Below are 23,698 nucleotides of genomic sequence, written 5' to 3' on the forward strand. Positions count from 1 at the left end.
GCGCACTCCAAATCCTTCGATCGTTCAGCCGGGAGCTCACCGCATGACCCGACAGCTTGCCTTGCTTGGTTCTGCTGTTTGCCTTGTCCTGTCCACTGGCGCGGCCAGCGCTGTCGACCTGCCGATCCGCAAGGCCGGTCTGTGGGAGATGAAAATGGTGCGCACCGGCGGGCCGATGCCGGAAATCACCATGCAGCACTGCACCGACGAGACCACCGACAAGGAGATGAGCGCGGCGGCCTCGCCGATGGCCAAGGAAGTCTGCTCCAAGCAGGACATCCAGAAGACCGCCACCGGCTATGTCAGCGACAGCGTGTGCAGCGTCGCCGGCATGTCGATGAAGAGCCATGCCGAGATCGTCGGCGATTTCAATTCCGCCTACACGGTCAAGAGCACCTCGCAAGCGGAAGGCGGCGCGGCCGGCTCCCGCGACACCACGATGACCATCGAGGCGAAATGGCTCGGCGCCTGCAAGAGCGACCAGAAGCCCGGTGACATCATCATGCCCGGCGGCATGAAGATGAATGTCAAGGATATGGAAAAGCTGAAGGGCCTTCTGCCCAAGCAGAAGTAGGCGGAGCGCCTTCGATTGCTGCCACGCGCGACGGCCTCTCACGCCGAGAGGCCGCGAGACCTTGCTTCACCTTTATTGCGAGAAGCTGCGACAAAATTGCGGAGCAATTTTGCACGGAGGCGGCGCGCAATCCATCCGCTCTCTCTCCCCGTCACCCTGAGGAGCGCGTAGCGCGTCTCGAAGGGTCGACGGCCCCACTCTCCATTGGCGGAGAAGCAATGCGCGGAAATAGCCGGGCCGTGCATCCTTCGAGACGCGCTATGCGCTCCTCAGGATGACGGGTCTTCGCCGCGCGTCGGTGCGACCAATTGGCGCGCGATGATGTAGCGGCGCGCGTTGCAAGCGCGACGCCCGTCGGCCACCGCAGATGGAATCAACATCATTGAACGATCGCTGCGCACCTCACGCTCAAGATAATCCGAGTGAACGTTGACGCGCATCGAAGACGTCACGATGCATGCCTGCTGCTACAGCGTCTCGCTTCGAATCATTCCGGTGTCGTGCATCTTGAATCGTTCCAGTGTTTCGCATCGTGCGCGCTTCAAGCGATTCTATTTTGCGCGTGTGGAATTTCGCAAACCCCGCCGATAGAAGTCCGCCCCAATCGATGTCGCGTTATGAAGACGGCGCGGTTCGATCAAGATCGGTCTGGGCGTGTGGGGAATTGTTCGGTGGGAATGACTTCGTATCGAAGCAAGCGCGACTTGCTTGGATCAACGGCTGCGATCAATGCAGCATTTCTTGGTTCGGTCATGCTTGGAGCAGCGGGGGCAAACGTCGCCAGCGCTCGGGCGCAAACCAGTCCTCCCCCGAACAATGTCAGCGTGCTTCCGGCAGTGACGGTGGATCAGCCCGGCGCGACGAAGAAGCGTGCTGCCGCCGCTTCAAGTCAGAACAGCAGGTCTTCGCGCACAGTCGCGGCGAACCGACGCAGTCGTGTCGCTACATCCGCTCAGAGCCAGGCTCCGCGATCGCAGGGCACAGCTGGCAATATCAGTACGACGACCGGTTACGTTGCGACCGGCAGCACGGCCGGCACCAAGACCAACACCGCACTGATCGAGACGCCGCAGTCGCTTTCGGTCGTCACGCAAAAGGAGCTCAGGGATCGTAACGTTCAGACGCTCAAGGACGCCGTCAATTACACGCCCGGCGTCACGACCACGGCGTTCGGCTATGATCCCCGGTTCGATAGTTTCTACATCCGCGGCTTCGATGCGACCTATACGGGGATCTATCGCGACGGCCTGCGCCAGGGCGGCGGCAACTTCGCCATTCCCAAGATCGAACCTTACGGTCTCGACAGCGTGTCGATCCTCCGCGGCCCGGCCTCGGGCCTCTACGGCCTCGGCTCTCCAGGGGGCATCGTGGACGTCACCACCAAGCGGCCGCCGTTGACCACATTCGGTGAGGTACAGCTGCAGGGTGGCACCTACGACCGTTACCAGGGCAGCTTCGACATCGGTGGTCCGGTGCCCGGCAGCGATCAGCTGTACTACCGGCTGACGGGTTTGCTCCGTGACGCGAAGACCTGGTATCCCGGCAACGACGACGATCGCACCTATATCGCGCCTGCGCTGACCTGGCGGCCCGACGTCGATACGTCCTTCACGATCCTCAGCGAGTATCAAAGCAGCCGAACCGCCGCGAGCATCGGCAACTTCCGCACGCCCGACGGACAATTGACCAACATCTATTCGAATGATCCGGCCTTCAGCGCCATGGATCAGAAGCAAAATCGCATCGGTTACGCGTTCGAGCGCAATGTCGACGACGTCTGGACGGTGCGGCAGAACGTCCGCTTCTATCAGGTCGACACCGACGCCAAATACACCCAGATCGATTCCATCGACAGCAGCACCAATCTCGCGTCGCGGTCCGCCTGGCGGATCCTGGATAGCTTCAATACCGTGACCCTCGACAACCAGGCCGAAGCCAGGTTCATGCTCGGCGCGATCAAGAACACGGCGCTGTTCGGCGTCGACTACGGGCATTCCTCCTACAACGACAAGATCGGCTATGGGCCGGCCCCCGATCTCAATCTGCTGACGATGAATTACGGTGCCCAGGCGATCGCTGCGCCGGCATTCTCGATCTTCAACAAGCAGTCGACCGACGAGGTCGGGGTCTATGCGCAGGAGCAGGCCAGGCTCGGCGGCTTCATCCTGACGCTCAATGGCCGCCAGAGCTGGGTCTCGCAGACGACGACCGCAGGTCTCGACGGCGTGCCGTCAACGCAGAAGGCGACCGCCTTCACGGGCCGCGCGGGCCTCGCTTACGTCTTCGACAATGGCGTTGCGCCTTATGTCAGCTACGCGACGGCATTCGCCCCACAGGTCGGCGTCGACGCATCGGGATCGCCGTTCAGGCCGACCATCGGCGAGCAGAAGGAAATCGGCATCAAATACCAGATGCCGCAGGTGCCAGTGCTGTTGACCGCCGCGGTGTTCGACATCACGCAGGACAATGTGCTGCGCACCGATCCCAGCAACATGGCCTTCCAGGCGGCAACCGGGCAGGTCGAATCGAAGGGCGTGGAGCTCGAGGCGAAGCTGGCGCTCAAGCAGGGATTTGATCTCACCGCGGCCTGCACCCATCTCAACGTCGTGATCACGCAGGGCAATCCCGATACGACCGGCAACGAGCTCTCCGGCATTCCGAGGAATTCCTTCGCCGCCTTCGGCAAATACACGTTCCAGTCCGGCGTCCCCGTCGAAGGGCTCGGACTCGGTGTCGGTGTCCGTTATATCGGGACCAGCTTCGGCAACGACCAGAATACGTTCCAGAATGCGGCGAGAACGTTGTTCGATGCCGTGATCGACTACGATCTCGGCAAGCTGGATCGGCGATTGCTCGGTGCCACCGCGCGCTTGAACGCGACCAATCTGTTCGACACGCACTACCAGACCTGCCAGTCCGGCTACTGCTATGCCGGCGAGCGGCGTCAGGTGATCGGCACCTTGTCTTACCGCTGGTAGCTACACCGGCACCCGCACCGCCGCGCGCAGGCCGCCCATCGGGCTTTCGCCAAGCATGATGTCGCCGCCATGGGAGCGGGCGATGTCGCGCGCGATCGCAAGTCCGAGGCCGCTGCCGCCTTCGTCCTGGTTGCGGGCGTCGTCGAGCCGCAGGAAGGGCTTGAACACTTCCTCGCGCATGTCGGCGGGGATGCCGGGCCCGTCGTCGTCGACCGTGATGTTGAGATAGCGATGGTCGCGCTGGCCGGTGATCGAGATCGTGTTGGCGTGGCGCGCCGCATTGGAGACGAGGTTGGCGAGGCAGCGCTTGAACGAGGCCGGTTTCACCGTGACGACGGGCAGGCCGTGGAACGCGACGGTCGCGGTGTGGCCGTGACGTTCGGCGTCGCTGCGCAATTCCTCCAGCGCCATCGCCATGTCGGTCGGCTGCGCAACCTCGCCGGAATCGCCGCGCGCGAAGGCAAGGTAGTCCTCCAGCATCATCGACATCTCGTCGACGTCCTTGCGCATCGCGTCGATCTCGGGGCCTTCGCCGATCAAGGCGAGTTCGAGCTTGAAGCGGGTCAGGATGGTGCGCAGATCATGCGATACGCCGGCGAGCATCGCGGTGCGCTGCTCGATCGAACGCTCGACACGCGCCTTCATCTCGATGAAGGCCTGTGCCGCGCGTCGCACCTCGCGCGCGCCGCGCGGCCGGAAGTTCGGCGCCTCACGGCCCTTGCCGAAGCTTTCGGCGGCATCGGCCAGTCTGAGGATCGGCTTGATCTGGTTGCGCAGGAACAGCACGGCGACGATCAGCAGGATCGACGAGGTGCCGACCATCCAGAAGATGAAGATCTCCGAGTTGGAGGCGTAGGCCGCGCTGCGCTGGGCGAAGATACGCATCACGGAATCGTCGAGCTGGACGCGGATCTCGACCACGTTGGACTTGCCGACGGTGTCGATCCAGAACGGACGGCTGATCTGGCGGCCGAGCTGCACCGACAGGGTCTGGTCGAGCAGCGAGAAGAACGGCTTCGGTCCCGGCGGCGGCATGTCGCCGGCGGGGAGGAAGTCGACCACGAGCTGCAGCTTCTGGGCGATGCCGCGCAGCTGCGCGCGGTCCTTGTCCTGCGGATAGCTCTTGTAGACGTCGATCAGCGCCGCGATGTCGGAGACCACCGCGGCCGACAGGCGCCGCGTCACCGTGTTCCAGTGCCGCTCCATGAACACGAACGCGACCACGGTCTGCAGGATCACCATCGGCACGATCATGATCAGCAGCGCGCGGGCGTAGAGGCCGGTCGGCATCCAGCTCTTGAACGCATTGCCCATCCAGCCGTTCGCCTTCGAGACGCGCTGCGAGGCGTTCTTGATCAGGGTCAGGCCGGTGTCGAGCGTGCTCATGCGGATGCTCTACAGCATGATCCGGAAAAGTGCGCAGCGGTTTTCCGACAAGATCATGCTCAAATAAGGATCTGAAGCGCGATGACGATTCATCCCGATCTCATCGCGCTTCAGGGCGAGGCGACCAGGCGATAGCCGATGCCGCGTACTGCCTGCAGGAACAGCGGATTGGCGGGATCATGCTCGATCTTGCGGCGCAGGCGGTTGATCTGGACGTCGACCGCGCGCTCGTTGACGGTGCCGCCGCTGGTCAGTTCGCCGCGCGGCACGGTCTCGCCGGGTGCGCTTGCGAGGATACGCAGCATCTCGCGCTCGCGGTCGGTGAGATGGATGATCTCCTCGCCCTGGCGCAGCTCGCTGCGCTCAATGTGGAAGATGTAGGGGCCGAACGCGATCTGCTCGACGACAGTGACTTGCGGTGGCGCGGTGCGCTTGAGGATGTTGCCGATGCGCAGCACCAGCTCGCGCGGCTCGAACGGCTTGGCGACATAGTCGTCGGCGCCGATCTGCAGGCCCTCGATGCGGGCTTCCGCCTCATGGCGGGCGGTCAGCATGATGATCGGCACCGTCGAGGAGGTGCGGATGAAGCGGGCGAGGTCGAAGCCGTTCTCGCCGGGCATCATCACGTCGAGGATGAGCAGGTCGAAATGCAGCCCGAGCAGCTTGGCGCGCGCGTCGGTGGCGCTCATCGCCGTCGTGACGCGATAGCCTTCGCCGGAGAGAAAGCGCGACAACAGGTCGCGAATGCGCCGGTCGTCGTCGACCAGCAGGAGATGCGGCGCATCGTCGGCCGGCTCGACCGGCGTGCGCACCAGGGTTGCAGCCTGCACCAGGTTCACTCCCTTGTTTTTCTGCCGCCGCCGAAGATCGCTTCGAGCACCTTGTCGGGATCGTCGCGGTCGATCATCGCGCGGAGGAATTGGCGAACCGTCTCGACGCCGGCCGGATCGATGCCGGCGATGGCGCGGTTGATGCGGTCGGTCTGCAGCCCTGCGAGCTTGGCGACCAGCGCCTCGCCCTTCGGCGTTGCGTAGAGCAGGCGCTGCCGGCGGTCGTTGTTGCCGGTCTTCTGCACGATGTAGCCTTCGTCCAGCAGTTGCTTGAGCACGCGTCCGAGCGACTGCTTGGTGATGCGCAGGACGTCGAGCAGGTCGGCGACCTTCAGGCCGGGATAGCGGGTGACGAAGTGGATGACGCGGTGGTGGGCGCGGCCGAAGCCGAACGCCTCCAGTTCCTGGTCGGCGTCGCCGACAAAGTCGCGGTAGGCGAAGAACAGGAGCTCGATGATGTCCCAGCGCAGGTCGCGGCCGCCCGCCGCAGGAGTGTGATCATCTCCCTGCGAATCGGGCTTGGCAGCCATGCCTGAGATATTTATGTCAGTCATATTGACGTATCTTGGGTTCAATGTTACAAAACTGCCTGTCACGACGAAACATTAGATCGTTCCGTTCCCGACAGCGTTTGAGGCGGCCTGAAAAAGCCCGTGAGGCGGTTTGGGCCGCAAATTGGACTACCGTGCGATTGTCGAGCGGCATTTCGGCAAACATACTGGACTTCAGCACTCCGCAAAAGCATGTCTAAACGGCATGTTGGCGATGGAAACCGGCCGGGTTGCCGGCGGTGGTGAAGTTCGCACCAGCCGAGTCTGATGGCTCCGGGGGAAACAGGCCGTCGCCCGGTATGGCGCCGGTTCCGACAGCGGAAAGCAAGAAAAATGACTTTGAAATTCGACATCCAGCCTTCGCCGAACGCCACGTCCGACAAGGATCGCGCGGCGAAGCTCGTGGACCCGGGCTTCGGCCGCGTCTTTACCGATCACATGGCGATCGTCCGCTACAGCCAGGGCAAGGGCTGGCACAGCGCCCGCGTCGAGGCACGCGCGAATTTTCCGCTCGATCCGGCTGGCGCGGTGCTGCACTACGCCCAGGAGATTTTCGAAGGTCTCAAGGCCTACCGGCGCGACGATGGCGGGGTGAACCTGTTCCGTCCCGACGCCAATGCCCGGCGCTTCCACGATTCGGCCGAACGCATGGCGATGGCGCCGCTGCCCGAGGAGGTGTTCATCGAGGCGGTCGAGCAATTGGTGCGGATCGATCGCGCCTGGATCCCGGGCGGCGAGGGCAGCCTCTATCTGCGGCCGTTCATGATCGCGAGCGAGGTCTTCCTCGGCGTGAAGCCGTCGGCGGAATACATCTTCTCGGTTATCTCTTCGCCGGTCGGCTCCTACTTCAAGGGCGGTCCCGCACCGGTGTCGATCTGGGTGTCGGAAAACTATACGCGCGCCGCGATCGGCGGCACCGGCGCCGTCAAGTGCGGCGGCAACTATGCCGCAAGCTTGCGCGCGCAGGCCGAAGCGATCGAGCGCGGCTGCGACCAGGTCGTGTTCCTGGATGCGGTCGAGCGCCGCTACATCGAGGAGCTCGGCGGCATGAACATCTTCTTCGCCTTCGACGACGGCTCGCTGCTGACGCCGCCGCTCGGCACCATCCTGCCCGGCATCACCCGCGACTCGATCATCGCGCTTGCCAAGGATGCCGGCACGCGCGTGCGCGAGGAGCCCTACACGATCCAGCAGTGGCGCGCTGACGCCGCCAGCGGCAAGCTGAAGGAAGCCTTCGCCTGCGGCACCGCGGCCGTGATCTCGCCGATCGGCAAGGTGTGCTCGGCGAGCGGCGACTTCCAGATCAGCGGCGGCGTCGCCGGCCCGGTCGCGATGGGCCTGCGCAAGAAGCTGGTCGACATCCAGTACGGTCGCACCAACGACCCGCATAACTGGATCAGGAACGTCGCGTAAAGTAGGCACGCTCCATCGCTCGCTCGCCCCGCTCTTGCGGGGTCGAGACGAGCAGAGCTCGCTCTTGGAGGGTGGGGTGAGGGGCCTTATCCGCACCGGGACGACTGGAGAGTCCCCCTCACCCGGAATTCAAGCTTTGCTTGAATTCCGACCTCTACCCGCAAGCGGGGCGAGGTAAGAAGGCGCCAGGCGCTTGCGGCACAGAGCCCTGCCTGATAACCCGGCCTTAAAGTCAATACTGACTTGCAGCCGACGTATGACATGGCCGAGAAACCCAAAAAACCCCAGAAACTGAAGGCGCGCCTGCCGCGCGGGCTGGAAGATCGCGGCCCGGCCGCGATCAATGCCACGCGAGCGATGGTCGAGAAGATCCGCGCCGTCTACGAGCTCTACGGCTTCGAGCCCGTGGAGACCCCGGCGATGGAATATACCGATGCGCTCGGCAAATTCCTGCCCGACCAGGACCGTCCCAACGAAGGCGTGTTCTCGTTCCAGGACGATGACGAGCAGTGGATCTCGCTGCGCTACGACCTGACCGCGCCGCTCGCGCGCTATGTCGCGGAGAACTTCGACGCGCTGCCGAAGCCTTACCGGTCGTATCGGTTCGGCTATGTCTTCCGCAACGAGAAGCCGGGTCCCGGCCGTTTCCGCCAGTTCATGCAGTTCGACGCCGATACGGTCGGCTCGGCAACGCCGGCGGCCGACGCCGAGATCTGCATGATGGCGGCCGACACGATGGAAGCGCTCGGCATTCCGCGCGGCTCCTATGTCGTGAAGGTGAACAACCGCAAGGTGCTCGACGGCGTGCTCGAGGCGATCGGTCTCGGCGGCGACGACAATGCAGGCCGCAGGCTCACGGTGCTGCGCGCGATCGACAAGCTCGACAAGTTTCCCGCCGACGAGGTTCGCAAGCTGCTCGGTCCCGGGCGATGGGATGGCGGCGAAGAGGGCAAGGGCGACTTTACCAAGGGCGCCGAGCTGAGTGCGGCGGATGCCGATATCGTGCTGGCCGTCACGCAGAAGCGCGACGATTGGAAAGATGCCATCGCCGCGGCAGAGACCTACCTTGCCAAGAGTGAAGTCGGTCAAGCCGGTGTGAGCGAGCTCGAAGAGATCGCGAAACTGGTCGCGGCGTCCGGCTATGGTGCGGATCGCATCCGCATCGATCCCTCCGTCGTTCGCGGTCTCGAATACTACACCGGCCCGGTCTACGAGGTTGAGCTGCTGCTCGACACCAAGGACGAGAAGGGTCGTCCGGTGCGGTTCGGCTCGGTCGGTGGCGGCGGCCGCTACGATGGTCTCGTCTCGCGCTTCCGCGGTGAGCCGGTGCCTGCCACCGGCTTCTCGATCGGCGTCTCGCGGCTGCAGGCCGCGCTGACGATGCTCGGCCAGCTCGACACGCAGGCCGAATTCGGCCCCGTCGTCGTCACCGTGTTCGACCGCGACCGCGTCGCCGACTACCAGAAGATGGTCGCGCAGCTGCGCCAGGCCGGCATTCGCGCCGAGCTCTATCTCGGCAACCCGAAGAACATGGGCAACCAGCTCAAATATGCCGACCGCCGCAACTCACCCTGCGTGATCATCCAGGGCTCGGACGAGAAGGCGCGCGGCGAGGTGCAGATCAAGGATTTGATCGAGGGCGCCAAGGCGGCGGCTGCGATCGCGTCCAATCAGGAATGGCGCGAAACACGCCCCGCCCAGTTCTCTTGCTCCGAGGCTGATCTGGTCTCCAAGGTCCGCGAGGTGCTCGCGCGGCACGACGTGAACTGGGGATAGCTGGTTTGTCATGCGCGGGCTTGACCCGCGCATCCATCTTCAAAAAGATGGCGCGCCAGCCAGACCGGCAGACGACCGGTTTGCACGTCAACAACAACAAGGGAGTTATTCCGATGCCCGAGATCACAGTCAGCATGGCCGCCGGTCGCACCGACGAACAGAAGGCCGGCATGATGCGCGACATCACCCAGGCGCTGGTGAAGAACCTCGGCGTCGACGCCGATGCGGTCGTGATCCAGATCAACGAAGCGCCGCTGCATCACAAGATGAAGGGTGGCAAGACCTTCGTCGAGCGCGCCGCCGCCGCGAAGAAATAACTACATTCACTTCGTCGTCCCTGCCTTGTGCGCAATTGCGCACTGGAGCAGGGACCCATAACCACCAATGCTTGTTGTTGTGCTCGCTGGGGTGCCAGCCTTCGTGACATCAGGCATTCGTGGTTATGGGTCCCGGCTCAAGGCCGGGACGACAGTCTTTTTGAGGCCACATGGACGCACGCGACTTCATCAAGATCGGCATGAGCGCCGAGCGCATGCTCGTGGTGCCGCCGGAGCGCACGGTCGGGCATTTCGTGCCCGGCATGCCGATGGTCTACGCGACGCCGATGATGATCCTCGACATGGAGATGGCGTCGGGCGATGCCATTCGTGCCGCGCTGCGGCCCGGCTGGGTCACCGTCGGGACCGAGGTCGATATTCGCCATCTCGCCGCCGCTCTTGTCGGCGCCACCGTACGGACCACCGCAAGGGTGATCGCGGTCGAGCGCCGCGTGATCCGCTTCGAGGTCGAGGCCTTTGAAGGCACGCGCAGGCTCGGCGAAGGCCGCCACGCCCGCGGCCTGATCAATGTCGAGAGCTTCAACAGGCGGCTCGGCGCGGCGTAGGCCGCACATTCAGACGTCATCCCGAGGAGCGCGTAGCGCGTCTCGAAGGATGGGCCACGGGCCGTGAACCTTTCGAGGCTCGCTCCGCTCGCACCTCAGGATGACGGGATCAGCAGGAGACTACTTCGCCAATTCTTTCGAGCGCCGGGTTGCCGCAGCGATCGCGCGGGTCATCAGCGGCTGCATGCCGTCGCTCGCCATCAGCACCTCGAGCGCGGCCGCCGTGGTGCCGCCGGGCGAGGTGACATTCTGCCGCAGCGTCGCCGACGGCAGATCGGAGCGATGCAGCAACTCGCCGGAGCCGGCGACGGTCGCGCGCGCCAGCGTGGTCGCGAGCTGCTCGGGCAGGCCGGCCGCGACGCCGGCGCGGGCGAGTTCCTCGGCGAGCAGGAAGACATAGGCCGGACCGGAGCCCGAGACCGCGGTCACCGCGTCCATCAGGTTCTCATCGTCGACCCATTCGACCAGCCCGGTCGCCTTCAGCAGCGCATCCGTCATGGCGCGCTGCGCGCCGGTGACGCGCTTTGACGGCACCGCGACTGTGATGCCGCGGCCGATCGCCGCCGGCGTATTCGGCATCGCGCGCACCACCGCGCCGCCGATCACCTCTTCCAGCGCTGACATCGTCGTGCCGGCCATGATCGAGACCACGAGGGTCGACGGACCGACCAGCGCCTTCAGCGCGGCGCCGGCGTCGCGGAACGATTGCGGCTTCACCGCGACGACCAGCGTGTCGACCGCGCCGAGATCTTTCGCCTGCGGATTGAGCCGCACGCCCTTGGCGGCAAGCGCGGAGATCTCGGGCGAAAGATGCGGATCGATCACCGCGACCTGCTTGGGCGAGAGGCCCTGCGCGAGCCAGCCGGTCAGCATGGCGCCGCCCATCTTGCCCGCGCCCGCAAGCACGATGGTGCCGGTCGTATTCTTCAGTGCGCTGCTTGTGTTCACAGGTGGCTCCACAAACTCTGTGTCGTCCCTGCCTAGTGCGCAATTGCGCACGGAAGCAGGGACCCATAACCACAAGCGGTTCTAGAGAAGCGCGAAGCGAGCCACAAGCAGTTTGCGCAACCACTGGGGCCGCGGAGTATGGGTCCCTGCTTTCGCAGGGACGACACCGAACGTGTGGACGCTGGAGCGAAACCCTTACGCCTCGCCCTCGGTATCGAACATCGCGGCGGCCATCGCCTCGGCGGTCGACTTGCCGGCCCACACCACGAACTGGAACGCCGGGTAGTAGCGCTCGCAGGCGTGGATCGCGTTGACCACCATGGCCTCGCATTGCGCGGTGGACGCGGTGAGGCCGCCGGGCAGCACCAGTGCCTGACGATGCATCACCATGCCGGTGTGGGTCCACAGGTCGAAATGGCCGACCCACAATTGCTCGTTGATCGCGGCGACCAGCCGCTGCACCTCGGCGCGCCGCGCCTGCGGCATCTTCATGTCGAAGGCGCATGCGAGATGCAGCGCCTCGATCTCTCCCATCCAGGTGAAGGAGAGCTGATAATCGATCCAGTCTCCCTTGGAGACGATCGTCACCTCGTCTTCGCCGGAACGCTCGAACGCCCAGTTGTTGTCGGTGGCGATATCTTCGACCACCGCAAGCGGGTTGTTCCGGGAATCGATAATGCTTTCGAGGAGGGACATGCCGTCTCGGACCTTGTTCTTATGATCGCTTGATACGCACACGGAAGCCGGCACTTGCGACATACTGCGTCGTGGCCGAGTGCAGTTCCTTGACCGGGCTTCCGGATGCCCCTGGACCTGACGCCGATGAAGTGATGTGATTTGCGGAATCCGCGCAACCGCACGCCGAGTCCGTCCACAGCCAAAGCGCGCATCGTCCACAGCTGATCTCCGCCACACTTGTGATTTGGCGAACAAATCGGAATCTCGGCGTTCGCGTAACGATTTATTAACCATTTACGGGCGCCTCGCCGCACGCGTGAATCAGCCTTTCGGGCGCTCACTTCTCTCTGCAAGGGCCGCAGCGCGCTCATGGGGACATGCCGTTTCCCCATGCCAAAGGTGCTTGCCCAGCTGTCGCGGTTTGGTCATATTTCGCCCCAGGCACGTCCATCCCGGGCGTGCCGATGTTCTCAGGGCGGGGTGAAAATCCCCACCGGCGGTAAAGGGTGATGAGCCCAAGCCCGCGAGCGCCTTCTTCCGCGAAGCCGGAGGAAGGGTCAGCAGATTCGGTGCAATTCCGAAGCCGACGGTTACAGTCCGGATGAAAGAGAACGGTTGCGGCAGCCAACGCGATTTTCGCGCGGGCTTGTGTCGTTGTCCGTGTGCCCTGATTCTGGTCCTGAAAGAGGAAAGCCATGAATCAGATGTTGCAAGACCAAGACGTTCAAGCTTCTCAAGTCCAGACCTCCCAAGCAGCAAGCGCTCCCGATACGCCGGCTCGTCCGCCGGCGCCGGAGCATCCGCACTTCGCCAAGCCGCAGCGCGTTGCCTTTGTGCAGTCGTCCTGGCATCGCGACGTGGTGGAAGAGTGCCGCATCTCCTTCCTGAAGGAGATCGAGGCGCGGCATATCACCAATGTCGACGTGTTCGAGGTGCCGGGCTCGTTCGAGATCCCGCTGCACGCGCAACTGCTGGCGAAGACCCGCCGCTATACCGCGATCGTCGCGGCCGGGCTCGTCGTCGATGGTGGTATCTACCGCCACGAATTCGTCGCCGACACCGTGATCAAGGCGCTGATGGATGTGCAGTTGCGCACCGAAGTGCCGGTGTTCTCGGCGGTGCTGACGCCGCAGCAATTCCACGAGACCGAGGTGCATTACGACTTCTTCCGCAAGCACTTCGTGATCAAGGGGATCGAGGTCGCGGAGGCCTGCGCCAACACACTGCTCAGCCTGGAACGTCTGCGCGGCCAGGTCGCGGCGGGAATACCTGGCTAGCTCAAGGCCCAACGCAAAAGCGATTCCGGCATGCGTGCCGGGATCGCTGTCGCAGCCAGCGCGTTCGGTTATGCTTGCCGGCATAATCAGAACGCGCGGGAGGCGCCCATGACCGAACAACATTCTTCCGACTGGCTCGGCCTGTCTGGCCGCGTTGCCGTCGTCACCGGCGGAGGTGGCGGCATCGGCCGCGCCACCGCGGTCAGTTTCGCGCGCGCCGGCGCCAGGGTCGCCGCGCTCGATCGCGACGAGCGCGGGCTGGCGGAGACCAAGGCAAGGCTTCGCGAGTTCGGCGATGGTCATCTCGTCGCAAGCTGCGACACGACCAGCGAAGACAACGTCGCGGCTGCGGCCGATGCCGTCGCGCGCACGCTTGGTTCTTGCGACATCCTCGTCAACACCGCGGCGGTGCTGCGCCCTGGCGGGCTCGACACGCTGCCGCTCGCCGAATGGAACGCGGTGCTGGCGGTCAATCTCACCGGCTACTTCATCTGCGCGCAGGCGTTCGGCCGCCAGATGCGCAAGGCCGGGCGCGGCAGCCTCATCCACGTCGCCTCGATCGCCGCCAGCAATGCGCAGGGGCAGAGCGGCGCCTACAGCGTCAGCAAGGCCGCCGTCGTGATGCTCTCGCAGCAACTCGCCGCCGAATGGGGACCGCACGGCATCCGCAGCAATGTGGTCAGCCCGGGCCTCGTCGTCACGCCGATGAGCCAGGCCTTCTACGATACGCCGGGGGTCACCGAGCGGCGCACCGCCGTGGTGCCGATGCGCCGGATCGGCGCGCCGCAGGACATGGCGGACGCGACACTGTTCCTGGCGAGCGACCGCGCGTCATACGTCAATGGCGAGGAGATCATCGTCGATGGCGGCTATGCGCGGACGCTGATGAGCCACGTGCCGCGGCCCGGGTTTTGAGTTGGAGCGAACCATAAACTCGCTGTCGTCCCGGCCTTGAGCCGGGACCCATAACCACGAATGCGAATTGATTTACAACGCTGGCGCCACAGCCTTCGCAACAACAACGGCCTGTGGTTGGGTCCCTGCTTTCGCAGGGACGACAGCAAATATCGAGCATCAATCGAACAGGCTGGAGACCGACTCTTCCGCCGCGGTGCGGCCGATCGCTTCGGCAATCAGGCCGGCGATCGAGATCTGGCGAATGTTCGGCGCCTTGTTGACGGCTTCGGTCGGCAGGATCGAGTCGGTGATGACCAGTTCCTTCAGCCGCGACGAGGCAATCCGCGCGGCGGCGCCGCCGGACAGCACGCCGTGGGTGATGTAGGCCGAGACTTCCTTGGCGCCGTGCGCGATCAGCGCCTCGGCCGCGTTCACCAGCGTACCGCCGGAGTCCACGATGTCGTCGACCAGGATGCAGTTGTAGCCGGCGACGTCGCCGATCACGTTCATCACCTCGGACTCACCGGGGCGCTCGCGGCGCTTGTCGACGATCGCAAGCGGGGTGTTGATGCGCTTGGCGAGGCCGCGGGCACGCGCCACGCCGCCGACGTCGGGCGACACCACCATCACCTTGGCGAGGTCGAACTTCTCGCGGATATCGCGCACCATCAGGGGCGCGGCGAACAGATTGTCGGTCGGGATGTCGAAGAAGCCCTGGATCTGGCCGGCGTGCAGATCGAGCGTCATGACGCGATCGACGCCGGAGTGCGAGATCAGGTTGGCGACGAGCTTGGCCGAGATCGGCGTACGCGAGCCGGACCTGCGATCCTGCCTAGCGTAGCCGAAATAGGGCACCACCGCGGTGATGCGGCGCGCCGAGGAACGGCGCAGCGCGTCGGTGATGATCAAAAGCTCCATCAGATTGTCGTTGGCCGGATACGACGTCGACTGAATGATGAACATGTCCGAACCGCGGACGTTCTCCTGGATCTCGACGAAGATCTCCATGTCGGCGAAGCGCCGGACCACGGCCTTGGTCAGTTCGATGCCAAGTCCCTTGGCAATGTCCTGCGCCAGCGCAGGATTGGAGTTGCCGGCGACGAGCTTGATTGATCCGTTCTTTGCCGACATCGATGCTTCCCCCCGCGCCTTGCTGGATACGACGTTCAGCATCTCAAGTCCTTACAGAACCGGCGGGTTTTCGGTGCGCGAGGGAATATCAGGGAGGCGCCGCCGATGGCAACCCATTAGGCGCTTCGGCCCACGTTTTCCTGGGCAAAAAACGCCTTTCCCCGGGAGATTCCGGGGGTTAGTTGGCGGAATAGCTAAGTGCCACGGTCTCTGGCGCGGCGGAGGCCGGGGCGCTGACCATCGCTGGCCCACGGAGCTCCGGTGCCGCGGCGGGCGCCGGGCCATCCGCCGGGCCGCCATTGATCATGCTGGACAGGCCGCTGAGGCCGGCCTGGGCGATCTTGCGCAGCACCAGATCGTCGGCGGCGGCCCAGGCGTCGCGGCCGGCCTTGCCGGCGGGCTCCTCGCCGGACAGCCGGAGCGCCCGTTGCTGGTTGCTGTCATAGACGTCCCAGACCCACGCGATCATGGTGCGGCCGCGCACCACCTGCGCCGAGAGATAGCTGCGCACGCGATAGGCTGCGGTGCCCTGGCGCGACACGATCGACAGGCTGCGCAGCTTCGATTCGCTGTCGAGCACTCCGACCATGCGGTCGAAGACCTGGGGCGGCGGACCGTCGATCGATTCGAACGCGACGGTTGCGCCGCCGCTCGCAGGTGTCGCCATTGCGTAGGAGTCGGCCACGTTGCCGCCGGCCGCGCATCCGCCAAGTGCGCAGCCAATCGCCAGCCATGTGGCTGTGATCGCGGCACGCACGACTGTCCCAGTTTGAAACTGGTAGTTTGACGCTTCCCTCATTGCGTCCTGCGATATCGTTAAAACGGCTTAACGTCTAGGGCAGGACGGCCACAGCGCTTAACCGATCCGGCGGGCCGTGGCGGAGGAGAGGACCGAATTCCTTGCTCGATATCTCTGGCTCAGTCGGCCAGACGATGGTGCAGGGCCTTGGTGACGGGCCCACTCAAGGTTCGGAATGCCGGCCCTCCATCTGGCCACCAGACGCCCGGCGTCAGCCTTCCAGCGCGATGGCGTGAACGTGACGGCCGTAATCGCCTTCCTTGCGGTGCACGGAGCGGCGGTAGCTGAAGCAGCGCTCGTCGGAATAGGTGTCGATACCGAGGTCGTCGATCATCAGCACGCCGGCATTTTCCAGCCGCATCCGGATGAAGGCCGGGAGATCGAACATCGCGTGGGCGTCGCGTTCGGCGGGCATGAAGAACATGCCGTTCTCCGCATCGGCCTCGATGAAGCGCTCGACGAATTCGTTTCCGACCTCGTAGGATTCCTTGCGGATCAGCGGGCCGATGGCCGCGACGATGCCGCCGCGCTCGGCGCCGAGTTTCTCCATCGCATCGATGGTCGATTCCAGCACACCGGTCAGCGCGCCCTTCCAGCCGGCATGCGCCGCGCCGATCACCCGCGCATGGGGATCGACGAACAGGATCGGACCGCAGTCGGCTGTCGTGACGGAGATCGCAAGGCCTTCGGTGCGCGTGACGAGCGCGTCCGCCTTCGGGCGCACAGCGCCATTCCACGGGCCGGTCACGGCCACGACGTCGGGCGAGTGCACCTGATGCACGCTGATCAGGTGGTCGGACGGTACGCCGAGCTGCTCTGCCATCCGCCGCCGGTTCTCCGCGACCTTGGCCGGATCGTCGCGCGAGCCGAGCCCGCCGTTGAGGCCGGCATAGATACCCTCGGAGACGCCGCCCTCGCGCGAGAAGAAGGCATGGCGCAGGCCCGGAATGGCCGACAGCAGCGGTGATCCCAGTGTCATTGTTCGGTCTCGTCAGGCTGATCGCTGAGGCCAGCGATCGAGGTGAGGTGCGGGTCGGAGATGGCCATGACCTTGAACATCGAGCCCATCCCGCCGCGTCCGGAATCGGTCAGGCGCTTCAGTGCGCCGGCAATGTCGGCGGAGACCTCGGGCGAGGCTTTCGCCATCAATCCGGCGGCACGGGCCTCGACGCCGAGGCGCTTGAGGAAGTCGCCCTGCGTCACCGGCCCGTGGACGCGCGCGCCGACATCCTCGGCGGCCCGCGCCAGGGCCTGAAAATCGACATGCGCCGTCACGTCGGCCTGTCCCGGGTTCTTCAGCGGATCGGCGAAGCTGTGGCGCGCGATCGCCTGCAAGGTGTCGCCGACGTCGCTGCGCAGATGGCCGTAATCGATGATCAGTGCGGCGCCGTCCTGGTCGCGCAGGCGCGTTGCGAGCTTCATGATCTCGCTGTCAGGCCGCCATTCGAACACCGCGCCGAGCGGGGCGGCGCGCACCAGCGGCGGCAGCAGCACCTCGAAATGCGGTACAGGCTCGGGCGCGGGAGCGAAATACAGGTTGCCATTGGCATCCATCCCGACCGTGCGCTCGTGCCAGCCGGTCTCGCGGCGGACCATCTGGTGGATCGGCAGCACGTCGAAATATTCGTTGGCGAGGATCACCGCCGGTCCCTCCGGCACGTCGTCGATATTGTCGTGCCAGGTGATGTTGCGCACGCCGGTCAGCGTGGCGTGCTGCTTCTCGCGCAGCACCGGATTGACCTCGACGAGGTGGATGCTGAGCGACTGGTAGAGCGGCGGCAGCACGCGCAGCGCGCGCAGCGCATCCGACATCATGGTGCCGCGGCCGGGCCCGAGCTCGATCAGGTGGAGCGTGTCCGGCGAGCCGATCGCGCGCCAGATCGAGGCGCTCCACAGCCCGAGCAGTTCGCCGAACATCTGGCTGACCTCGGGCGCCGTGGTGAAATCGCCCTCGCGGCCGAGCGGATCGCGCGACAAATAGTAGCCGTAGCGCGGATGCATCAGGCACAATTCCATGTAGCGCCAGACCGGCATCGGCCCGGACAGCTTGATCAGTTTCCTGATCTCATCCAGCAGTGGGGAGGGTTCGCTCACGGCCTTCCTTGGCTTGCACTTGCTCTACGTTGAACTCGGCGCCGGCCCGTTCGCCCTGCGGCGAACGGCGGCCGTGATGATGATAGCGCCCACGATGATCATTGGCACCGACAGCAGCATGCCCATGGTCAATCCGCCCCACAGGAATCCGAGCTGCGGATCGGGCTCCCTGAAATGCTCGCCGATGATCCGGGCAATGCCGTAGATCGCAATGAAGCTGCCGAGGATGAGGCCTGGCCGCTTGAGCGCGCCCATCCGGATCATGATCGCCAGCGCAGTGAACAGCACGATGCCCTCGAGCCCGGCCTCGTAGAGCTGGCTCGGATGGCGCGGCAGCGGTCCGCCATTGGGGAAGATCATGGCCCAGGGCAGGCTTGGATCGGCGTGACGGCCCCACAATTCGCTGTTGATGAAATTGGCGAGCCGGCCGAGGAACAGCCCGATCGGCGCGACCGCGGTGGTGATGTCGCCGAGCGACAGGATCGGGATGTTGTTGCGGCGGGCAAACAGCATCACGGCGGCGACGCAGCCGAGGAAGCCGCCGTGGAACGACATGCCGCCCTTCCACAATTCCAGGATCTCGGACGGGTGCGCGACAAAGAAGGGCAGGTTGTAGAACAGCACGTAGCCGGTGCGGCCGCCGACGATGATGCCGATCGTGACCCAGAGGATGAAATCGTCGAGCTGCGGCAGCGTGATCGGCGCCGGGCCGCCCCACAGCCGCTGCTTCTTGATCAGCGAGCGCGCATAGATCCAGCCCAGCACGATGCCGACGATATAGGCCAGCGCATACCAGCGGATCACGATCGGCCCAAGCGCGAGCGCGACGGGGTTGAACACCGGAAAGTCGATCAGCAGAAACGGCATCGTGTGTCTTGAGACTCAGCTCACGAGGTTGCGGCGGTAGAGCGCCAGCAGCCGCTCCCAATGGCGTTCGGCGGCGTCGCGGTCATAGACCGGACGCTTGGGGAACGCAAAGCCGTGATGGGTGCCGGGATAGATCTCGACCTCGTTGTTCGATCCCTTCATGCCGGCCTTCACCTGCTCGATGATCTCCGCGGGCGCGTAGATATCGGTCTCGGCGCAGGCGAAATAGAGTTCGGCCTTGGTCTTTTGCGCGGCAAGATGCGGGCTGTCGGGCTGGTCGGTCGCCAGATGCGTGCCGTAGATCGAGGCGGCAGCCCTGACGCGATCGGCGAAATGCGTTGCCGCGTTCACCGCGTAGCGACCGCTCATGCAATAGCCGACGGTGCCGATGATTTTGGTGTCGGCGGCCTTCTGCGTCTCGGCGTAGGCGAGCAGGCCCCTGGTGTCTTCCATGACCAGCGGGATGTTGAGCGAGTTCATCAGCGCGAACATGCGCTTGCGCTCGGGGGATTCCGGATCGGGATTGATCGGGCCGAGCTCCATCGCGCCGGCGCGGTAATACATGTTGGGCAGCATCACATAGTAGCCTGACGTGCCGAGCCGGCGCGCCATGTCGCGCAGCTCCTCGCGGATACCAGGCGCGTCCATGTAGAAGATGACGACCGGGAAGGGGCCGCCGCGCTCGGGATGGGTGATGAAGGTGGTGGTCTTGCCGTCCTTGGTCGGGATTTCGACGGTCTGCTCGATCATGGCGTTTCTGCTCGCGTTATGTGTGCGATTTCTGTTGTGAGTTCATACGATTGCAAGGAAACCGGAGCATGACAAGGCAAGCGCACGGGAGGTCTGCCATTCGCGACGGACTTGAACCGGATGCCGGGGATCGCCATTGTCTTCTGGCGATTCATTGAACGCGGAGAGTTTTGCGAGATGACCCAGACCAGCAACCGGTTTTTCGATGAGATCGGCCGTCTGATGAACGATGCCGCGGGCGCAGCCCAGGGCGTCAAGCGTGAGGTCGACACGGTCATGCGCAACCAGGCCGAACGGATCCTGCGCGACCTCGATGTGGTCAAGCGCGAGGAGTTCGACGCGGTCAAGGACATGGCCCGCCTCGCTCGTGAGGAGAACGAGGCGCTGAAGGCGAGGATCGCCGCGCTGGAAGCCAAGCTCGGCGTAGGCGGCGCGACCTGATTCTTTACCCTCCCCTGGAGGGGGAGGGTCGGCTCACAATTGAGCGCAGCGAAATTTGAGCCGGGGTGGGGTGAAGGTCCCTCCACCCGAGTTCTGCTCGTATTGAGAGATCACCCCACCCCGGCCCCCATTCCGCTTCGCAGCATGCGGTCCGACCCTCCCCCTCCAGGGGAGGGTGAGAAAGGGAGGGTGAGAAAAATCCCTTCATTTCCTTGTCATTTCGGCCCTTTGGGGCTAAAAGCCCGCCACGTCCGCGGCCCCCGCACCCCTGGAGGCTTGCTGTGGATCTGAGCATGGGCCGCGCTGCGGCCTTTAACTTTTTAAATACAAGGACTTAACGCTATGGCGACCGTCAAGGAATTGAAGGCGACCGCGCGTCCGAAGAGCGGCAAGGGGGCCGCCCGGGCAGAGCGTCGCGCCGGGAGAGTTCCCGGAGTGATCTACGGAGACAACCAGCCCCCCGTCACCATCTCGGTCGACGATCGTGAACTGCGCCAGCGCATCCTGGCGGGCCGGTTCCTGACCACGATCTATGACATCGACCTCGAGGGCAAGAAGCACCGCGTGATTCCGCGCGACTTCCACCTCGACCCGGTGAAGGACTTCCCGCTCCATGTCGACTTCATGCGGCTCGGCGAAGGCGCGACCATCCGCGTCAGCGTGCCGCTGCACGTCGTGAACGCGGAAACCGCCCCCGGCATCAAGCGCGGCGGCACCGTGAACATCGTCACCCACGCGCTCGACCTCGAGTGCGCGGTCGACAACATTCCGCAATACATCGAAGTCGACGTCGGCAGCCTCGAGATCAGCTACTCGCTGCATCTCTCCGAGGTCACGCTGCCCAAGGGCGTGAAGTCGCTGACCCGTGAGGACGCGACGCTGGTCACCATCGTGCCGCCGTCCGGCTACGCCGAAGAGCAGAAGGCCGCAGCTGCGGCGGCTGCCGGTGGCGCGGCTCCGGCCGCGGGTGCTGCAGCTCCGGCCGCTGCGGCGGCTCCGGCTGCGGGTGCTGCGGCTCCGGCCGCGGGTGCCAAGGCTCCCGCCGGCGGTGGCGACAAGAAGAAGTAATCGATCAGGTCGGCGCGCGATCGTCTGATGGCGCGCCGACGCGGGATGCCGCGCCATGCGCCTTTTTGTCGGTCTCGGTAATCCTGGCGCGAAATACGCCAGCAATCGGCACAATATCGGTTTTCTGGCGGTCGACGAGATTGCACGGCGTCATGGTTTCGCACCATGGCGCCGTCGCTTTCAGGGCGAGGCGTCCGAAGGCGTGGTCGATCGTGAGAAGGTCGTGCTGCTGAAGCCGGCCACCTACATGAACGAGTCCGGGCGCGCGGTGCAGGAAGCGGCGAACTTCTTCAAGCTCGCCCCCGCCGACATCACCGTGTTCCAGGACGAGCTCGAACTGCCGCCCGGCAAGGTGCGGGTCAAGATCGGCGGCGGGATCGCCGGCCATAACGGGCTGCGCTCGATCTCCGCGCATATCGGCAACGAATATCGGCGGGTGCGGCTCGGGATCGGTCATCCCGGCGTCAAGGAGCTCGTGCACAGCCACGTGTTGTCGGACTTCGCCAAGAGCGACCGGGCGTGGGTGGAGGCCTTGTGCCAGGCCGTCGCCGACAATGCCGGCCTGCTGGCTGCGGGGCACGACGCCTCGTTCGCCAACAAGGTGCATCTGACGATGCAGGCCAAGGGATTTTTCGACAAGGGTGAGAACGGCGGCGAGAAGCCGTGATCTCCCTTGTCGTCATGCCGGGCGCGAGGCCGGACATGACGAAGATGGACAGAGGAAGACATGGGATTCAAATGCGGGATCGTCGGGCTGCCTAACGTCGGCAAGTCGACGCTATTCAATGCGCTGACCGAGACGGCCGCCGCGCAGGCGGCGAACTATCCGTTCTGCACCATCGAGCCGAATGTCGGCGAGGTGGCGGTGCCCGATCCGCGGCTGGAGAAGCTCGCGACGGTCGCGAAATCCGGGCAGATCATTCCGACCCGGCTGACCTTCGTCGACATCGCGGGCCTGGTCCGCGGCGCTTCGCAAGGCGAGGGCCTCGGCAACCAGTTCCTCGCCAACATCCGCGAGGTCGACGCGATCGCCCATGTGGTGCGCTGCTTCGAAGACTCCGACATCACCCATGTCGAAGGCAAGATCGCGCCGCTCGCCGACATCGAGACCATCGAGACCGAGCTGATGCTCTCCGACCTCGACAGCCTCGAGAAGCGCGTCGACAATTTGTCGAAAAAGGCCAAGGGCAACGACAAGGAAGCCAAGGAGCAGCTCGAGCTCGTCAACCGCGCGCTGGTGCTGCTGCGCGACGGCAAGCCGGCGCGTGCGCTCGAGCGCAAGCCGGAAGAGGAGCGCGCCTTCCGCATGCTCGGGCTTCTGACCTCGAAGCCCGTGCTCTATGTCTGCAACGTCGAGGAAGGCTCGGCCAAGGACGGCAACAATTTCTCCAAGGCGGTGTTCGAGCAAGCCCAGAAGGAAGGCGCGGTCGCGGTGGTGATCTCGGCCAAGATCGAATCCGAGATCGCGACGCTGTCGCGCGCCGAGCGCGCCGAGTTCCTGGAAACGCTGGGCCTTGAAGAGGCCGGTCTCGACCGCTTGATCCGCGCCGGCTACCAGCTGCTCGACCTCATCACCTATTTCACGGTCGGCCCGAAGGAAGCCCGCGCCTGGACCATCGACCGCGGCACCAAGGCGCCCGCCGCCGCCGGCGTGATCCATACCGATTTCGAGAAGGGCTTCATCCGCGCCGAGACCATCGCCTATGAGGATTACATCGCCGGCAACGGCGAAGCCGGCGCGCGCGACGCCGGCAAGCTGCGGCTCGAAGGCAAGGACTACGTCGTTGCCGACGGCGACGTCATGCACTTCCGCTTCAATACCTGAGCGCGCTGTTCAGCCGTGCGCGCAGCAGCAGCGAATTAAGCACCGCTCTATCCCCACGTCGTCCCGGGCAAGCGACTTGTCCGCCGTAGCTCAACGAGCGAAGGCGGAAGCGCGACCCGGGACCCATAACCACAGGGCACTGTTGTTGCGCGACGCTGTGGCCCCAGCTCGCTTCATCCCCACGTCCTGTGGTTGTGGGTCCCTGCTTTCGCAGGGACGACACCGAGTGTGCGGACGGGGCACAGCGAAACAGCTCTCACCGGTCCGCGCGGCCGATCACATCCATCAGCTCGGCGATCTTGCGCCGCTGGTCGGCCTTGTCGCCGGACGAAATCGCATGTTCGACGCAATGGGCGACATGATCGCGCAGGACCTCTTCCTCGACGCGGCGCAGCGCCGCGCGCGCGGCCGCGATCTGCGTCACCACGTCGATGCAATAGCGGTCTTCCTCGACCATGGCGGCCAACCCGCGGATCTGACCCTCGATCCGTTTGAGCCGTTTTAAACAGGATGTCTTGACCTCGTCTCTCAT

Annotated in this window: 25 protein-coding genes and 1 riboswitch; of the genes, 12 read left to right on the top strand and 13 right to left on the bottom strand. The window is 64.7% G+C overall.

The window, feature by feature from the left end; translation table 11 throughout:
* Positions 1–43 precede the first annotated feature (43 nt).
* A complete protein-coding gene (locus AC066Y_RS36495; RefSeq protein WP_478278084.1) occupies positions 44–574 on the top strand; it encodes a DUF3617 domain-containing protein in 531 nt (176 codons plus the stop codon).
* Positions 575–843: 269 nt separating this feature from the next.
* Here AC066Y_RS36495 and AC066Y_RS36500 read toward each other — a convergent pair whose 3' ends face one another.
* Complete coding sequence (locus tag AC066Y_RS36500; protein ID WP_478278085.1) at positions 844–1,014, bottom strand: hypothetical protein; 171 nt, start codon at positions 1,012–1,014, stop codon at positions 844–846.
* A gap of 384 nt (positions 1,015–1,398) precedes the next feature.
* Between AC066Y_RS36500 and AC066Y_RS36505 the strand changes: the two genes are divergently transcribed.
* On the top strand, positions 1,399–3,552 hold the full coding sequence (locus tag AC066Y_RS36505; RefSeq protein ID WP_478278086.1) for a TonB-dependent siderophore receptor: 2,154 nt from the start codon (positions 1,399–1,401) through the stop codon (positions 3,550–3,552).
* Here the strand turns inward: AC066Y_RS36505 and AC066Y_RS36510 are convergent, their stop codons facing one another.
* From AC066Y_RS36510 to AC066Y_RS36520, 3 genes are all read right to left on the bottom strand, one after another.
* Positions 3,553–4,938, bottom strand: a complete 1,386-nt coding sequence (locus tag AC066Y_RS36510) for an ATP-binding protein (RefSeq protein WP_478278087.1) — start codon at positions 4,936–4,938, stop codon at positions 3,553–3,555. It abuts the gene before it with no gap.
* A 110-nt stretch (positions 4,939–5,048) separates the two neighbouring features.
* Entirely contained in the window at positions 5,049–5,771 is a 723-nt protein-coding gene (locus AC066Y_RS36515; protein WP_171948219.1) for a response regulator, read from the bottom strand.
* A gap of 2 nt (positions 5,772–5,773) precedes the next feature.
* Complete coding sequence (locus tag AC066Y_RS36520) at positions 5,774–6,298, bottom strand: MarR family winged helix-turn-helix transcriptional regulator (RefSeq protein ID WP_478278107.1); 525 nt, start codon at positions 6,296–6,298, stop codon at positions 5,774–5,776.
* A gap of 354 nt (positions 6,299–6,652) precedes the next feature.
* On the opposite strand from AC066Y_RS36520, the gene AC066Y_RS36525 reads away from it, so the two are divergent.
* The 4 genes from AC066Y_RS36525 (at position 6,653) to AC066Y_RS36540 (ending at position 10,391) form a co-directional block, all read left to right on the top strand.
* Entirely contained in the window at positions 6,653–7,732 is a 1,080-nt protein-coding gene (locus AC066Y_RS36525; RefSeq protein ID WP_478278088.1) for a branched-chain amino acid aminotransferase, read from the top strand.
* Positions 7,733–7,993: 261 nt separating this feature from the next.
* Positions 7,994–9,508: a histidine--tRNA ligase gene (hisS, locus tag AC066Y_RS36530; RefSeq protein WP_478278089.1), complete on the top strand. Its 1,515-nt coding sequence runs from the start codon at positions 7,994–7,996 to the stop codon at positions 9,506–9,508.
* Between the two features lie 113 nt (positions 9,509–9,621).
* Positions 9,622–9,825, top strand: coding sequence for a tautomerase family protein (locus AC066Y_RS36535; protein WP_044538952.1), 204 nt, complete (start codon positions 9,622–9,624; stop codon positions 9,823–9,825).
* A 170-nt stretch (positions 9,826–9,995) separates the two neighbouring features.
* Positions 9,996–10,391 carry a thioesterase family protein gene (locus AC066Y_RS36540; RefSeq protein ID WP_478278090.1) on the top strand — a complete coding sequence of 132 codons (396 nt, stop codon included), beginning with the start codon at positions 9,996–9,998 and terminating at the stop codon, positions 10,389–10,391.
* A 120-nt stretch (positions 10,392–10,511) separates the two neighbouring features.
* Here AC066Y_RS36540 and proC read toward each other — a convergent pair whose 3' ends face one another.
* Both proC and AC066Y_RS36550 read right to left on the bottom strand, forming a co-directional pair.
* Entirely contained in the window at positions 10,512–11,339 is an 828-nt protein-coding gene (gene proC, locus AC066Y_RS36545; RefSeq protein ID WP_478278091.1) for a pyrroline-5-carboxylate reductase, read from the bottom strand.
* A 195-nt stretch (positions 11,340–11,534) separates the two neighbouring features.
* The gene (locus tag AC066Y_RS36550; protein WP_016844492.1) at positions 11,535–12,035 is read right to left on the bottom strand and encodes a type III secretion system chaperone family protein; all 501 of its coding nucleotides are present in this window, start codon (positions 12,033–12,035) and stop codon (positions 11,535–11,537) included.
* Positions 12,036–12,479: 444 nt separating this feature from the next.
* Positions 12,480–12,634: riboswitch (FMN riboswitch) on the top strand.
* Positions 12,635–12,712: 78 nt separating this feature from the next.
* On the opposite strand from AC066Y_RS36550, the gene AC066Y_RS36555 reads away from it, so the two are divergent.
* Positions 12,713–13,294, top strand: a complete 582-nt coding sequence (locus AC066Y_RS36555; RefSeq protein ID WP_478278092.1) for a 6,7-dimethyl-8-ribityllumazine synthase — start codon at positions 12,713–12,715, stop codon at positions 13,292–13,294.
* Between the two features lie 108 nt (positions 13,295–13,402).
* On the top strand, positions 13,403–14,209 hold the full coding sequence (locus tag AC066Y_RS36560) for an SDR family NAD(P)-dependent oxidoreductase (RefSeq protein WP_478278093.1): 807 nt from the start codon (positions 13,403–13,405) through the stop codon (positions 14,207–14,209).
* A 159-nt stretch (positions 14,210–14,368) separates the two neighbouring features.
* Here AC066Y_RS36560 and AC066Y_RS36565 read toward each other — a convergent pair whose 3' ends face one another.
* The 6 genes from AC066Y_RS36565 to AC066Y_RS36590 all read right to left on the bottom strand — a co-directional run bounded on the left by AC066Y_RS36565 (position 14,369) and on the right by AC066Y_RS36590 (position 19,832).
* Entirely contained in the window at positions 14,369–15,322 is a 954-nt protein-coding gene (locus tag AC066Y_RS36565) for a ribose-phosphate pyrophosphokinase (RefSeq protein ID WP_171948021.1), read from the bottom strand.
* A gap of 178 nt (positions 15,323–15,500) precedes the next feature.
* On the bottom strand, positions 15,501–16,121 hold the full coding sequence (locus AC066Y_RS36570) for a hypothetical protein (protein ID WP_478278094.1): 621 nt from the start codon (positions 16,119–16,121) through the stop codon (positions 15,501–15,503).
* Between the two features lie 211 nt (positions 16,122–16,332).
* Positions 16,333–17,100: a peptidoglycan editing factor PgeF gene (gene pgeF, locus AC066Y_RS36575; protein ID WP_478278095.1), complete on the bottom strand. Its 768-nt coding sequence runs from the start codon at positions 17,098–17,100 to the stop codon at positions 16,333–16,335.
* Positions 17,097–18,155: a class I SAM-dependent methyltransferase gene (locus tag AC066Y_RS36580; protein ID WP_478278108.1), complete on the bottom strand. Its 1,059-nt coding sequence runs from the start codon at positions 18,153–18,155 to the stop codon at positions 17,097–17,099. The genes pgeF and AC066Y_RS36580 overlap by 4 nt, the downstream gene beginning before the upstream one ends.
* 84 nt (positions 18,156–18,239) lie before the next feature.
* On the bottom strand, positions 18,240–19,082 hold the full coding sequence (lgt, locus tag AC066Y_RS36585) for a prolipoprotein diacylglyceryl transferase (protein WP_478278096.1): 843 nt from the start codon (positions 19,080–19,082) through the stop codon (positions 18,240–18,242).
* 15 nt (positions 19,083–19,097) lie between these two features.
* Positions 19,098–19,832: a dienelactone hydrolase family protein gene (locus AC066Y_RS36590; RefSeq protein ID WP_478278097.1), complete on the bottom strand. Its 735-nt coding sequence runs from the start codon at positions 19,830–19,832 to the stop codon at positions 19,098–19,100.
* Between the two features lie 177 nt (positions 19,833–20,009).
* On the opposite strand from AC066Y_RS36590, the gene AC066Y_RS36595 reads away from it, so the two are divergent.
* The 4 genes from AC066Y_RS36595 to ychF all read left to right on the top strand — a co-directional run bounded on the left by AC066Y_RS36595 (position 20,010) and on the right by ychF (position 23,166).
* Entirely contained in the window at positions 20,010–20,273 is a 264-nt protein-coding gene (locus AC066Y_RS36595; RefSeq protein ID WP_173640580.1) for an accessory factor UbiK family protein, read from the top strand.
* Positions 20,274–20,615: 342 nt separating this feature from the next.
* A complete protein-coding gene (locus tag AC066Y_RS36600) occupies positions 20,616–21,341 on the top strand; it encodes a 50S ribosomal protein L25/general stress protein Ctc (protein ID WP_176529303.1) in 726 nt (241 codons plus the stop codon).
* Positions 21,342–21,396: 55 nt separating this feature from the next.
* On the top strand, positions 21,397–22,008 hold the full coding sequence (gene pth, locus AC066Y_RS36605) for an aminoacyl-tRNA hydrolase (RefSeq protein WP_478278098.1): 612 nt from the start codon (positions 21,397–21,399) through the stop codon (positions 22,006–22,008).
* A gap of 60 nt (positions 22,009–22,068) precedes the next feature.
* Entirely contained in the window at positions 22,069–23,166 is a 1,098-nt protein-coding gene (gene ychF, locus AC066Y_RS36610) for a redox-regulated ATPase YchF (protein ID WP_478278099.1), read from the top strand.
* Between the two features lie 256 nt (positions 23,167–23,422).
* Here the strand turns inward: ychF and AC066Y_RS36615 are convergent, their stop codons facing one another.
* Positions 23,423–23,698 (bottom strand): metal-sensitive transcriptional regulator, encoded by a 276-nt coding sequence (locus AC066Y_RS36615; RefSeq protein ID WP_092124125.1) that lies wholly within the window; start codon positions 23,696–23,698, stop codon positions 23,423–23,425.

The sequence above is a fragment of the Bradyrhizobium sp. USDA3010 genome, assembly GCF_056429065.1.